At 67.8% G+C, this 13,583-nt stretch carries 9 protein-coding genes; 6 read left to right on the plus strand and 3 right to left on the minus strand.

Features of this window, described 5'->3' with window-relative positions:
- Positions 1–12 precede the first annotated feature (12 nt).
- Positions 13–1,170 carry an extracellular solute-binding protein gene (locus tag HLAC_RS00820; RefSeq protein ID WP_012659409.1) on the plus strand — a complete coding sequence of 386 codons (1,158 nt, stop codon included), beginning with the start codon at positions 13–15 and terminating at the stop codon, positions 1,168–1,170.
- Between the two features lie 18 nt (positions 1,171–1,188).
- Complete coding sequence (locus tag HLAC_RS00825; RefSeq protein ID WP_141104770.1) at positions 1,189–3,420, plus strand: DUF7846 domain-containing protein; 2,232 nt, start codon at positions 1,189–1,191, stop codon at positions 3,418–3,420.
- A gap of 415 nt (positions 3,421–3,835) precedes the next feature.
- Here HLAC_RS00825 and HLAC_RS00830 read toward each other — a convergent pair whose 3' ends face one another.
- From HLAC_RS00830 to HLAC_RS00840, 3 genes are all read right to left on the minus strand, one after another.
- The gene (locus tag HLAC_RS00830) at positions 3,836–4,489 is read right to left on the minus strand and encodes a dolichyl-phosphate hexose transferase (RefSeq protein ID WP_237583043.1); all 654 of its coding nucleotides are present in this window, start codon (positions 4,487–4,489) and stop codon (positions 3,836–3,838) included.
- A gap of 191 nt (positions 4,490–4,680) precedes the next feature.
- Positions 4,681–6,276, minus strand: a complete 1,596-nt coding sequence (locus HLAC_RS00835; protein WP_012659412.1) for a GMC family oxidoreductase — start codon at positions 6,274–6,276, stop codon at positions 4,681–4,683.
- Positions 6,273–6,803 carry a gluconate 2-dehydrogenase subunit 3 family protein gene (locus tag HLAC_RS00840; RefSeq protein ID WP_012659413.1) on the minus strand — a complete coding sequence of 177 codons (531 nt, stop codon included), beginning with the start codon at positions 6,801–6,803 and terminating at the stop codon, positions 6,273–6,275. Before HLAC_RS00840 ends, HLAC_RS00835 begins: the two co-directional genes overlap by 4 nt.
- Positions 6,804–6,917: 114 nt before the next feature.
- Here HLAC_RS00840 and HLAC_RS00845 point away from each other — a divergent pair, with 114 nt between their 5' ends.
- From HLAC_RS00845 to prf1, 4 genes are all read left to right on the plus strand, one after another.
- The gene (locus tag HLAC_RS00845) at positions 6,918–8,528 is read left to right on the plus strand and encodes an ABC transporter permease (protein WP_012659414.1); all 1,611 of its coding nucleotides are present in this window, start codon (positions 6,918–6,920) and stop codon (positions 8,526–8,528) included.
- Between the two features lie 109 nt (positions 8,529–8,637).
- On the plus strand, positions 8,638–9,570 hold the full coding sequence (locus tag HLAC_RS00850) for an NAD-dependent epimerase/dehydratase family protein (RefSeq protein WP_012659415.1): 933 nt from the start codon (positions 8,638–8,640) through the stop codon (positions 9,568–9,570).
- A 468-nt stretch (positions 9,571–10,038) separates the two neighbouring features.
- Positions 10,039–11,847 (plus strand): arginine--tRNA ligase, encoded by a 1,809-nt coding sequence (gene argS / locus HLAC_RS00855; RefSeq protein WP_012659416.1) that lies wholly within the window; start codon positions 10,039–10,041, stop codon positions 11,845–11,847.
- Between the two features lie 477 nt (positions 11,848–12,324).
- The gene (prf1, locus tag HLAC_RS00860) at positions 12,325–13,575 is read left to right on the plus strand and encodes a peptide chain release factor aRF-1 (RefSeq protein ID WP_012659417.1); all 1,251 of its coding nucleotides are present in this window, start codon (positions 12,325–12,327) and stop codon (positions 13,573–13,575) included.
- Positions 13,576–13,583: the final 8 nt, after the last annotated feature.

Here is a 13,583-nt window from a genome sequence, read left to right on the forward strand (position 1 = left end):
AGCCTAAAACACATGACCAACTACCTACCAGACGGCGTAGACCGCCGGCAGTTCCTCGCAGCCACGGGCGCGCTCGGCGTCGCCGGCCTTGCCGGGTGTACGGGTGACGATACCGACGGCGGCAGCGGCAACAGCAGCGACGGCGGCGACGGCGGCGACGGCGGCGACGGATCGATCGGACAGATCGGTTCCGGGCGCGAAGGTCGCGGAGCCCCCGGTGGCATCCCGATGGCCGAGATGCCCGATCTGGAAGGCGAGCTCACGGTCTACTCCGGCCGCGGCGAGTTCCTCGTCGGCGAGCTCGTTGAGTACATCGAGGACCAGTACGACGATTTCGACCTGACCGTCCGGTACGCTGGTTCTACCGACCTGGTAAACCAAATTCTCAATGAGGGTGACGGCTCCCCCGCCGACGTGTTCTACTCGGTCAACGCGGGCTCGCTGGGCACGCTCGCCGGCGAGGGCCGTTCCCAAGCGCTCTCCTCGGAAATCACCGACATGGTTCGGTCGGAGTTCCGCACCGAGCAGTGGATCGGCACGTCGGGACGCGCCCGGACCGTTCCGTACAACACCGGAGAGTTCTCCGACGACGACCTCCCCGACGACATCATGGCGTACCCGGAGGAGTTCGCCGGGAGTCTCGGCTGGGCGCCTTCCTACGGCTCCTGTCAGGCGTTCATCACCGCGATGCGACTCATCGAGGGCGAGGAGGCGACGCTGGCGTGGCTGGAGTCCGTGGTGGAGGCCGGAATCAGCAGCTATCCCGACGAGTTCGCCGCCTGTCAGGCGATCGCTGACGGAGAGATCGACGCGGCGTTCACGAACCACTACTACATCCAGCGCGTCCTCGACGGCAACCCCGACGCATCGATCGGCACCGCCTTCACCAGCGGCGACGCCGGTGCGGTGTTCAACGTCGCCGGCGCCGCAGTCGTCGACACGGCGAGCGACGCGACGCTCGCAGAGAACTTCATCCGCCACCTGCTGTCGGCCGAGGCGCAGGACTACTTCGCCCGGTCGACGTTCGAGTACCCACTCATCCCCGATGTCGAGCCGATCGGCGACCTGCCGACGATCGACGAACTCGACGTGCCAGATATCGATCTGACGGAGCTGTCCGACCTCGAACCGACGATCGACCTCATGCGTGAGGCCGGCGTCGAGGTGTAGGCTCCCCCGTCGACTCCCGTGTCGTCCCCCTCAGCCCTCCACCGTCCCCGCCGACTCGCGCGCCGACTCGTGAGCCGCGGCCGCGCCCGGCTCGCTCGCGCAGATCGTCTCACGCTGGCGGCCGCCTTCGTCGCCGTCGCGACCGGCGCCTTCACCTTCGTCATCGCTGCGACGCTGTTCCGGTACCACTCCGTCAACCACGACGAGGGGGTGTACCTCATGCAGGCCGCGCTGCTGCTCTCCGGTCAGCTCGAGATCCACGCCGGCGCGCTGGCCGACGCCGTCCATCCGTGGTTCTTTATCGAGGACGGCGGCCGGCTCTATCCGAAGTACAACCCCGTTCCCGCCGCGATGTACGCCGTGTCGATGTGGCTGTTCGGCGAGCCGCGGGCGACGCTCGCGGTCGTCGCCGCCGGCAACGCGGCGCTCGTGTACGTGCTCGGATCGACCGCGTTCGATCGGCGGGTCGGCCTCGCGGCCGCCGTCCTCTTCGTCGCCTCGCCGCTGGCGCTCGCCACCTCCTCGGTATTTCTCCCGTACGCGCCCACGACGCTCCTGAACCTGCTGTTCGCGGTTGCGTACCTCCGGGGCGTCCGCGACCGGTCGCTCGCGCTCGCCGGGCTCGCGGGCGTCGCGATCGGGCTCGCCTTCTTCGCCCGGCCGTTCACGGCGGTGTTGTTCGCGGCGCCGTTCATCCTCCACGCGGTGGTTCGGGTCGCTGTCGCGGTCCGGGAGGTGGAGATTCTGTCACCCTCTCTTCCCGGGACAGTCCGTCGCCACGGGTTCACGGCGCTGTTCGGCACCGTTTTCGTCGGCGTCACCCTCGCGTACAACTTCCGGCTGACCGGCTCGCCCCTCACCTTCCCGTACGAGGCGTTCGCGCCGATGGACGGTCCCGGGTTCGGGGAGCGCCGAATCCTCGGACACAGCGAGGAGTACACGCTCGAACTGGCGCTCCGCTCGAACGGGTACGCGCTGTGGTACCTCGCAACGCGCTGGGTCGTCGCCGGACCGCTCGGTACGCTGCTCGCGTTCGCGGGCGGCGGGCTGGCCACGCGGCGCTGGCTGTCGGGGCGACGCGCGCTGGCGGAGGGGGACAGCGGCGTGGAACCTCTCACCGAACGGCGCTTCGAGCGAACCGCGGGGCTCCTGCTCGCCGGTGTCGTCGTCTCCGTCGTCGTCGGGAACCTCTTCTTCTGGGGGACGAACAACCTCCTCGCGACGCTCTCGGACCCGACCAACGGGCTGGTCGCGGGTTTCGGACCGTTCTACCACTTCGATCTCCTCGTCCCGCTGTCGATCTTCGGTGGCGTCGCCGTCGTCGCCGGCGGCCGGGGGCTCTCTCGGCTTCGCGTGTGGCTCGCCTCTCGGGTCACGCCCGAATCTGCGCAGGCGATCGTCGTCGCGGTCGCGGTACTCGCGCTCTTCGGCGGAGCGCTCGGTGCCGCGGCTGTGGTCGAGGCCCCGCTCGATCGGCACGCGGCATACGCCGACAAGTACGAGGCGGCCTACGAGCCGATCGAGTCCGCGTCGTTCGACGACGACCTCGTGTTCGTCCCCACCCCGTACGGCGAGTGGCTCCAACACCCGTTTCAGTCGCTCCGGAACGATCCCGGGCTGGACGGGGAGGTCGTGTACGCGCTCAACCGCGACCCGGCCGAGGATTTCGCGGTGATCGACGCGTACCCCGATCGCGAGCTTCATCGCTACGCGTACCGGGGAGTGTGGACACCGAACCCGAACCGCCACGTCGCGCCGAAGCTCGAATCGCTCGATGTCCGGGAAGGCGCCCGGATCGACGCGTCGACGACCGTCGGCGTCCCCGACCGTGTTCAGCGCGCGGTCGTTCGACTGGAGACCGACCGCGGCGACGGTCACGCCGAGTACGACGTGAGCGACCCCGACGACTCGCTGGCGGTCGACTGGTCGGTCGGGCCCGACGGCGCGCGGCTGGCCGGTGACCCGAACGCGACCGTCCCGATCGACCCCGAAGGCGACGAGGTCATCGTGACGGTGACGCTCGTCGACCCCGCGGGCTCGACGTTCACCTACCGGCAGGAGGCGACGGTTCGATCGACGGACGAGGGCATCGATGGCGACGGCGTCGAGGTCGTCTGGCCGCCGGAGCGCTCCGTCTGTCGGCTCGTGACGGAGTGCGGGACGGGAGGGACGTATATACCCGACGACCCGGACGCCCACGCGGAGTGGGTCGTCTTCGAGACGAACGCCGAGGCGAACGAGGAGCGGTGAACCGCTGACGGATGTTTATGAGTGGTTGACGGCGGATCGGCAGCGAACACCTCCAAAGCCCCAGCCGCGAGGACAACGCACGCTCGCTGCGCTCCTCACTCGGTCGCCCGCGCTCCTTCGTTTCGGTGCTTACGTCGCCTGCGTTGTCCTCGCGGCTGCCTCTTTGAGTCCCGCCCCGCACAGCGACCGCACCTCACACCTCCCCAACCTCGTCGGTCGCCCTCCGTGTTACTCCGGACGACCGACTCCCTCGCGCGTGCGACTTCGCGCCCTCGGGGCGCTCGTCGGCACGCGCCACCGCGTTTATTTATAAATAGCCGTCACTGCCGCAATTCCATTTAAATACCACGTCGCGTCCGGTGGTCCGTGTCGTCGATGAAAAGAACCTCCTCCCGATTTCCGGGCGGCTCCGTGCTCAGAGCCGTCGCAGCTGCTCTTCCAGACAGACCGTCACGATCGACTTCGCGATGGCGACGCCGCCCTCGATCGGGTCGAGCTTCGTCTCGCCCAGTCGCTCGGCGTAGTCGATCGGTCGCTCGCGCACGTCGTGGCCGCGCATCAGCGGACGGATGAGCAGTTCAGCGGAGAGGCCGGTGTTCTCGGTCCATCCGATGTCCTCGACGACCTCGCGGCGGTAGGCGCGCATCCCGGTGGTGGTGTCGTGGACGCGCTCGCCCATCAGGACGGACGCGATGGCCGCGAACGCGTGGTTGCCGAGGCGGTTGAACGCGGGCATCGCCTTTGCGCCGTGATAGAGGCGGTCGCCGCTGACGACGTCGGCGCCGTCGTTGATCGCTTCGAGGAACTCCGGCAGCTGCTCCATCGGGTAGGTGTCGTCGCAGTCGGTCGTGACGACGACCGGGCGGTCGGGCGTTAAAATCGCCTCGCGGACGGCGACACCGTACCCCTGCGGCTCCTGTTCGACGACGCGCGCGCCGTGCTCGCGGGCGATCTCCGGCGTCCGGTCCGAGGAGCCGTCGACGCAGACGATCTCGGCGCGCCCGCCGGTGACCTCGTCGATGTCGGAGAGGACGGTTCCGATCGCTTCTTCCTCGTTGTACGTCCCCATCACGACGCTCACGTCGTCGAAGGTGTACTCCGTGTCGTCGGCCCGTGCGGTCGAATCGTCAGTCTGCTCGGTCGGATCGATATCGACGGAGTCGTCGGCGGTCGCCTCGTCGCCGGGCGCCGTGAGTGAACTCATTACCTCCGACGTGCCGCCCCACCCACTTGAGTTTTTAGGTTTACCTAAAGTAGCTGTTAGAGACGATCTCGAACGTCGTCGGCGACGCGCAGCGCCAGTGCAGCGATCGTGAGCGTGGGGTTCATCGCGCCGCTGGTGGGAAACACCGAACTGGACGCGATCCAGCAGTTGTCCAGATCGTGGGTGCGGCAGTCGGCGTCGACGACGCCCGCGTCGGGATCGGCGCTCATCCGGGTGGTTCCCATGTGGTGGTACGCGGGGCCGGTCGCGTCGGGGCCGGCGACCCACTCGATCTCCGCGCCCAACTCTTCGAGAACCGACCGCTGGATCTCGTTGGCGCGCTCGATGGTTCGGAGCGCGCGGTCACCGACGCTCCAGTGGATCTCGGGGACGGGGTTGCCGTGGTCGTCGGTGCGGTCGGGGTCGAGCCCGACGTAGCTGTCCGACTGAGGGAGCTGTTCGACGAGCCCGCCCATCGCCACATGGGTGCCGTAGCCATCGCGGAGCCGCTCTACGAGGGTATCCCCCCAGTCGTCGCCGGTCAGCGCCTCCTCGACCGGCGAGGGGCCAGCGTAGTTGAGAAACTCCAGCTTGAACGGGCCGACCTCCTCGTCGGCCTCGTCGTAGAACTGGTCGCAGGCGCTGGTGTAGAAGCCGACGTGGTTCTGTCGGGTCGGCTCGTCGAGGGTACCGCCGACGCCGGCGAACAGGTGGTCCATGAAGAACTTACCGACCGCCCCGCTGGAGTTCGCCAGCCCGTCGGGGTACGCGTCCGACTCCGAGAGCAGGAGGAGCCGCGGCGTCTCGACGCCGCCGCAGGCGACGACGAAGGCATCGGCCTCCTGTCGGTACTCTTCGCCGTCGGGCGTCGCGTACACCGCTGCAGTAATGCGATCGGCGTCGTGCTCCAGTCGCTGCACGGGAGCGCGATCGATAACGGTCGCCCCCTTCTCCTCCGCGCGCTCGATGTGGACCGTCGCGTCGTACTTCGCGCCCGCCGGACAGACGGGCTGGCAGGTACCGTAGCCGACGCACGCGGACCGCCCGTCGTACGCCTCCGAGTTGCGCGCGTTCGGCACCGAGTGCATGTCGATCTCCAGCTCCTCGCACGCCTCCGCGAACAGCGAGTCGCTGTAGGAGGGCTCGAACGCGGGCATCGGGTGGGGCTCCTCGCGCGGCGGCGCGTAGGGGTTGTCCGACGCGCCGGCGACGCCCAGTTCCCGCTCGGCCGCGGCGTAGTACGGCCGGAGGTCGGCGTAGTCGATCGGCCAATCCGGGCCGACGCCCCGCTCGGTCCCGGACGCGAAGTCGTCCTCGTGGAGCCGCATCACCATCCCCTGCCAGTGGAGTGTCGACCCCCCGATACCCTTGACACGGGCGTGGTTCAGCGGGTAGAACCGCTCGCCGGCGTTGCTGTGCGCGTCGCGCTCCCCGCCCACGTCCCAGACATCGGGGCGGTCGTAACTCGGCCGGATCGCTCGTTCCTGACGGTCGAGCCGGTCCGCGGGGTCGAACCGGGGGCCGGCATCGAGCACGATCACCTCGTGGTCGGCGGCCAGTCGGTCGGCAACCAGCGCGCCCGCGGGGCCGGCGCCGACGACGCAGACATCCGCGTTCGCGACGGGAGTTCGATCGGTGTTTTCCGCGCTCATCGCGGGCCTCGTTGGTAGCTCTCGGTCCCGCCGGGGTGTCCCTGCGGGTTCTCCAACCCGACTAGCTCGCCGCCAGTCGGCGACGCGTACAGCGCCAACAGGAGCTCATTGACGACGTAGTACCGAACCCGCTCCGCGAGCGTCCCGTCCCGGTCCTCCTCTGCGATGTCGGCGCCGACCTCCCGGAGGAGCCGATCGCAGTCGCTCTCGGAGAGATCCGCGATCGGCACGCCGTGCCACGATCGGGCGGCGTCGTCGAGTTCGCTGACCGCCGTGTGGAGCCCGTCGGCGTGCGTCGACCCGGTGAGGCGCCCGTCGAGGAAGCGGTTGACGAACGCTTCGACGCCGTCGACTGCACTCGGGTAGACGACCGTCGCGACCGCGACCATCGACGCGCGGACCGACTCCTCGTCCAGCGTGCCCTCGTCTTCGGCGCGATCTCCCTCTCGAAGCGCGGCGAGGGCGACGCCGCCGGTCGCGCCGACAGCGGCCAGCGCGGCCGTCGCGTCACGCCGCGTCAGTTCCATAATTGGTTTAGGCCTCCCTAAACTATTATATCCGTCGGACCCGCCCGACGACCGAATCGGAACTGCTAACGGTGGGTACACCCACCCTCTGGCAAGCACGCCGCTTCCCGGACTATGAGCTGGACACGCCGGATCCGCGACATCCTGACAGACGGCGACGACCGACTACCGCTGGGGTTGACCCTGTTGTCCGCGGCTATCGCCGGGACGGTGGTGTTCCCGCTAGCGTGGCTGGTCATCGAGGCGGTCACCGTCGAGCGGTCGCGGGCGATGGAGCTTTTGTTCAGTTCGGGGACTGTCGAGGTGCTGCTCAACAGCCTGCTGTTGATGGCCGGCGTCACAGTTTTCTCGATTCTGTTGGGAGTTCCGCTGGCGTATCTCACCGCCCGCACCGACCTTCCCTTCCGTCGGTTCTGGTCCGTTGTCGCCGCGCTCCCGCTTGTCGTGCCGAGCTACGTCGGCGCGTTCGCGTTCGTCTCCGCGTTCGGGCCCCGAGGTGAGTTCCACGACGTACTCGCGCCACTGGGGATCGACCGAGTTCCGGAAATATACGGGCTCCCGGGCACGATTCTCGTGATCACCTTGTACACGTACCCGTACGTCTACCTAACCACCCGTGCCGCGCTCCTCTCGTTCGACACGACGCTGATCGAGGCGGCCCGGACGCTGAACCACGGTCGGCTTGAGGCGTTCCGCCGGGTGACGCTCCCCGTGATTCGGCCGGCGATCGCTGCCGGGTCGCTTCTGGCGGCGCTGTACGCGGTCTCCGATTTCGGCACGCCGTCGATCATGCGACTGCCGGTGTTCACCCGACAGATATACGTCGAGTACAACGCGTTCGGCCGCGACTACGCCGCGCTGCTCTCCCTCCAGCTGCTCGCGGTCGTCCTCGTCGTGCTGGCGCTGGAGTGGCTGGTCCGGTCGAACCGGGACGCCCACGGCGACGACGCTGGGAGCACGAACCGTCTCGTGAACCTCGGTCGGTGGCGCTGGCCCGCGACGCTCCTGCCGGCGTCTGTGTCGGCGGTCGCACTCCTCGTCCCGATCTGGATCCTCCTGTTGTGGCTCCTCCGTTCCGAGGCCGGCCGGCGCCCCTCCATGGCATTCGAGCCGATCCAGGTGATCAACTCGGTCTCGGTCGCCGCCGCCGCCGCGGTCGTCGCCGCGCTGGCTGCCATCCCCATCGCGTACTTCGCCGCGACGAGCGACTCGCCGCTGGCGACGCTGTTCGAGCGGGCGACGTACGTCGGGTTCGCGGTCCCGGGGATCGTGTTAGCGCTCGCGTTGGTCTACTTCGGCTCGGGGTACCTCCCGTGGATCTACCAGACGCTCCCGCTGTTGGTGTTCGCGTACGTCGTCCGTTTCCTCCCGCAGGTCGTCGGCTCGACGCGGACCGCGATCCTCGGGGTCGATCCCAAGCTCGTCGAGGCCGGCCGGACGCTCGGTGAGTCCTCGATGGGCGCGTTCCGCCGGGTGACATTCCCGCTCACGCGATCGGGGATCGTCGCTGGCGCCGCCCTCGTCTTCCTCACGACGATGAAGGAGCTTCCCGTCACGCTCATCCTCCGCCCGTCCGGGTTCGAGACGATCGTCACGCAGATCTGGCGCGCACAGGAGACGGCGCTGTACCAGTACGCGGTCGTCCCCACCCTCATCCTGCTCGTCATCTCCGGGCTCTCGATGGTCGTCATCCTCACGCAGGAGGGCGGCGAGGAGGGGCTGTGAGGGCGCCGTGGCCGGCGTCCACAACTGCCCGCTGACGGACGAAACTCGATCCGCTCCGACTTCGCTCCGATTCCACACGTACTAATTGGATGCCGCTTCACGAGGCCGTATGGACCTCACCGATTCGACCGCACTCGTCACCGGTGGCGCGGGGCTCGTCGGGAGCCACCTCGCCGCGCAACTCCTCGATCGCGGCGCAACGGTTCGCGTCGCCGACGACCTCTCGAAGGGCGACCGCGACCGCGTCCCCGACGGCGCCGAGTTCGTCGAGGCCGACCTCACCGACCCCGACGACGTCGCCGAGGCGGTCACCGATGACCTCGATATCGTCTTCCACTTCGCCGCGTACACCGACACGAACTACGACGACGACCGGGAGCTGTTCGAGGCGAACACGGCGATGACGTACAACGTCTTGGAACGCATGCACGAGGTCGGCGTCGATCGGCTCGCCTTCACCTCCTCCTCGACGGTGTACGGCGAGGCCCCCCGCCCGACGCCGGAGGACTACGGCCCGCTTGAGCCCATCTCTATCTACGGTTCCTCCAAGCTCGCCGACGAGGCGCTGATCTCGACGCACGCCCACTCGTACGGCGTCCAGTCGTGGGTGTTCCGCTTCGCGAACATCGTCGGCCCCCACCAGCGCGGCAACGTGATCCCCGACTTCATCCAGAAGCTGGATGCGGATCCGTCCGAGCTTGAGATCCTCGGCGACGGGCGGCAGGAAAAGTCGTACATGCACGTCTCCGAGTGCGTCGACGCCATCCAGCACGTCGTCGAGCACGCCGACGAGGACCTGAACGTCTACAACCTCGGGACGGAGACGACGACTTCAGTCACCGACATCGCCGACATCGTCAGCGACGAACTCGGCGTCGACCCCGAGTACGCGTACACCGGCGGCGACCGCGGTTGGACCGGCGACGTGCCCAAGATGCGGCTGTCGATCGAGCGGCTCGCGGACCTCGGCTGGGAGCCGTCGATCGAAAGCGACGAGGCGGTTCGGCGGAGCGCGCGCGAACTGATCGACGAGATCGTCTGAGACGGACGGCTGTACGTGATTGTTGATGTGTTCGTGGCGGTCAGTCATTTATAAATCGCTGACCGCGGATCGGCGGGGAACGCCTTCAAATCTCCAGCCGCTCGATCGTACGTGATCGACGACTCCGCGGTGAACATCTTCAAAGGGGCAGCCGCGAGGCCGGCGCACGCTCGCTGTGCTCCTCACTCGGTCACTAACGCTCCCTCGCTGCGGTGCTTACATCGCCTGCGCCGGCCTCGCGGCTGCCCCTTTGAGTCCCGCCCCAACCACACCGCAACCGCAGCCTCACACCTCCCCAGCCTCGCGGCTCCCTCCGGTCGCCGCGTCCCTCGCACGATGCTGTTCGCGGCCGCTTATAAGCGGCCGCTCACAGGCGCGCGCCGCCGCAGGTCTAGCGTGCATCCCGCCAATCCTCCTCCCGCGCCCTGCTTCGGAAGGGCCTTTTAGGCCGACCGACGAACGGACGGTATGTTCAGGCAGTTCCGGTCGGAGGTGGCCGACGCGCTCGGCGACGCGCTCGCCTCGCTGGACCTCCCGACCGACGACCTCGGCATCGAACGCCCGCCCGACGACATGGACGCGACGCTCGCCTCCAGCGTCGCCTTTCGGCTCGCGGGCGAGGTCGGCGACGCGCCGCCGAACGTGGCCGCGACGGTCGCGGACGCGGTCGACGTCGACGGGTACGACTACTTGGCTGCGGTCGACACCGCCGGCCCGTACGTCAACTTCCACCCCGGCGAGCGCTACTTCGTCGACACGCTCGACGCGTCCGCGGTCGACTCGGGCTACGGCGCACTTCCCGACCGCGACACCTCTGTCGTCGTCGAGCACACGAGCGCGAACCCGACCGGTCCGGTCCACGTCGGTCGCGCGCGCAACCCCATCGTCGGCGACGCCGTCGCGAACCTCTTGGAGTACGCCGGCTACGACGTGGACCGCCACTACTACGTCAACGACGCCGGCCGCCAGATGGCGGTGTTCACGTGGGCGTACGAGCGGTTCGACGAGTCGGACTTAGCGGGAGAGCCCGCCCGCGCCCGCGCCGAGTACGACCTCGTCCGGTACTACCGCAAGGGGAACGCGTACCTGGAGGAGGCCGATCCCGAGGCCGTCGAGGCCGCCGAGGAGGAGATCGCCGCGATCCTGCAAGGGCTCGAAGCGGGCGACGAGGAGACGTACGAGCGCGTCGGTGAAGTCGTCGACACCGTCCTCGGCGGGATGAAGGAGTGTCTCGCCCGCCTGCCCGCGGAGTTCGACGAATTCGTCAAGGAGACGCGGTTCATGCGCGACGGCTCCACCGACGACATCGCCGCGCGACTCAAGGAGACCGATCACGCCGTCTACGAGGAGGACGCGTGGCAACTGGAACTCGACGACTGGGGGATCGACAAGAACCTCGTCTTCCTGCGCTCCGACGATACCAGCCTCTACACCACCCGCGATCTGGCCCACCACGAGTGGAAGTTCGACAACTACGACCGCGCGGTCACCGTACTCGGCGAGGACCACAAGCTGCAGGCCGACCAGCTCGACGCGACCCTCGAACTGCTCGGTAACGACATCGACCGGCTCGGCCACGTCATCTACTCGTACGTCAACCTCCCGGACGGGAAGATGTCTACCCGGCGGGGTACCGGCGTGATGCTCGACGATTTGCTCGACGAGGCGATCGACCGCGCCCGCGAGGCGGTCGAGACCCGGATGGACGACCGGATCCGCGACGACGACCTCACCGAGGAGGACGTGGAGCGCATCGCCCACGAGGTCGGGATCGGTGCGGTCCGGTACGACATCGTCTCGAAACAGCCCGCAAAGGCGATCACCTTCGAGTGGGAGGACGCGCTCGACTTCGAGGGGCAGTCCGCCCCGTTCGTCCAGTACGTCCACGCGCGCTGTTGCGGAATCTTAGACGAGGCGGCCGATGCCGGGATCGAGGTGCCGGGCGTGACGGCGGACTCCGAGGGAGTCGTCGATGTCGGCGCCCTCGACGTCGACGCCACGGTCTTCGAGACCGACGCGGCGCGCGACCTCCTCCGCGAGGTCGCCCGGTTCCCGGCCGCGATCGAGTCGGCGGCGGACGACCTTGAACCGCACACGATCGCCACGTTCACCCGCGAGTTCGCCGACGCGTACAACGCCTTCTACCGGGAGTGTCCGGTGGTGACCTCCGACGATGAGGAGCTTCGGGCCGCCCGCGTCGCCCTCGTCGCGGCCGCGAAGCACACGATGGCGAACGCGCTCGACGTGCTCGGGGTCGAAGCGCCCGAGTCGATGTAGGAACGGGACAATTGGGTGGGTCGTTCGGGTTTCTTCGATCGGGATGTTGCTGGCGACTCTACGGTGAACGCCTCCCAGGCCTCAGTCGTTTTGCTTATAAACGGTTACTGCCGGATCGACGGTGAACACCTCCAAAGCCCCAGCCGCGAGGGCGGCGCACGCTCGCTGCGCGCTTCAGTCGCTCGCGTTGCTCGCTCCAGTGCTTGCTTCGCCTGCGCCGCCCTCGCGGCTGCCCCTTTGAGTCCCGCCCGTCAGCAACCACACCACAGCCTCACGCCTCCCCAGCCTCGTCGCTGGCGCTGATGGCGCCAGCGACTACCTCGCGCGTGCTACTCGCGGGCCTACGGCCCGCTCGCAGACGCGCGCCACCGCACCTCATTTATAAACGATACTGCCATCGACGCCGTGTGACGAGGTACTGTCGCGCTGGCGGGGAGGTCAAAGCTTACTTACACGCACGCCGCCGTATTTAGGGTAATGAGTAGCGACGCCCAAGAGGCGAGCGACGACCGGCGGAAATACGAATTCCGCAAGGTCATCGAGGAGCTCCGCGACTTCGAGGGCTCCGGAACGCAGCTCGTCACCATCTACATCCCCGAGGATCGGCAGGTCTCCGACGTGGTCGCCCACGTCACACAGGAACACAGCGAGGCGTCCAACATCAAGTCCAAGCAGACCCGGACGGCCGTCCAGGACGCGCTCACCTCGATCAAGGACCGCCTCCGGTACTACGACACCTTCCCGCCGGAAAACGGGATGGTGATCTTTTCGGGAGCGATCGACGCCGGCGGCGGCCAGACCGACATGGTCACCCGAACGCTGGAGTCGCCGCCCCAGCCCGTCGAATCGTTCCGGTACCACTGCGACTCCGCGTTCCTCACCGAACCGCTCGAACACATGCTGGAGGACTCCGGGCTGTTCGGGCTCATCGTCTTGGACCGCCGCGAGGCCAACGTCGGCTGGTTGAAGGGCAAGCGGGTTGAGCCCGTCAAGTCCGCCTCCTCGCTCGTCCCCGGCAAACAGCGGAAAGGGGGCCAGTCCGCACAGCGGTTCGCCCGCCTCCGCCTGGAGGCCATCGACAACTTCTACCAGGAGGTCGCGGGGATGGCCGACGACCTGTTCGTCGACAAGCGCCACGAGCTTGACGGTATCCTCGTCGGCGGCCCCTCGCCGACGAAAGACGAGTTCCTCGACGGCGACTATCTCCACCACGAGCTTCAGGACAAGGTGCTCGGCAAGTTCGACGTGGCGTACACCGACGAGTCCGGGCTGAAAGACCTCGTCGACAACGCGAGCGAGGCGCTCGCCGATCAGGAGATCGTCGAGGACAAACGCCACATGGACGAGTTCTTCGAGAACCTCCATACCGGCGAGGAGGCCACGTACGGCTTCGATCAGACCCGTCGAAATCTGATCATGGGCTCTGTCGACCGCCTGCTCATCTCCGAGGATCTCCGATCTGACGTGGTCGTCTACGAGTGTCCGAACGGCCACGAGGAGTACGAGGTAGTCGACTCGCGACACTCCACCCCGTCTCACGAGTGTTCGGAGTGCGGCGAAGAGGCCGATGTCGACGAGCGCGAGGACGTGATCGAGCACCTGATGTCGATCGCCGAACAGCGTGGCACCGACACCAAGTTCATCTCCACCGACTTCGAGAAGGGTGAACAGCTGCTCGATGCCTTCGGTGGGATCGCGGGTATTCTGCGCTACTCGACGGGCGTCTGATCGGACGC

Source organism: Halorubrum lacusprofundi ATCC 49239 (assembly GCF_000022205.1).
GTDB lineage: Archaea > Halobacteriota > Halobacteria > Halobacteriales > Haloferacaceae > Halorubrum > Halorubrum lacusprofundi.

What these genes read in the sequence shown, in the direction of transcription:
- HLAC_RS00845 (WP_012659414.1), top strand. Translation starts at nt 6,918, where the DNA reads ATGAGCTGGACACGCCGGATCCGCGACATCCTGACAGACGGCGACGAC.
- argS (WP_012659416.1), top strand. Translation starts at nt 10,039, where the DNA reads ATGTTCAGGCAGTTCCGGTCGGAGGTGGCCGACGCGCTCGGCGACGCG.
- prf1 (WP_012659417.1), top strand. Translation starts at nt 12,325, where the DNA reads ATGAGTAGCGACGCCCAAGAGGCGAGCGACGACCGGCGGAAATACGAA.
- HLAC_RS00835 (WP_012659412.1), bottom strand. Translation starts at nt 6,276, where the DNA reads ATGAGCGCGGAAAACACCGATCGAACTCCCGTCGCGAACGCGGATGTC.
- HLAC_RS00830 (WP_237583043.1), bottom strand. Translation starts at nt 4,489, where the DNA reads ATGGGGACGTACAACGAGGAAGAAGCGATCGGAACCGTCCTCTCCGAC.
- HLAC_RS00840 (WP_012659413.1), bottom strand. Translation starts at nt 6,803, where the DNA reads ATGGAACTGACGCGGCGTGACGCGACGGCCGCGCTGGCCGCTGTCGGC.
- HLAC_RS00820 (WP_012659409.1), top strand. Translation starts at nt 13, where the DNA reads ATGACCAACTACCTACCAGACGGCGTAGACCGCCGGCAGTTCCTCGCA.
- HLAC_RS00850 (WP_012659415.1), top strand. Translation starts at nt 8,638, where the DNA reads ATGGACCTCACCGATTCGACCGCACTCGTCACCGGTGGCGCGGGGCTC.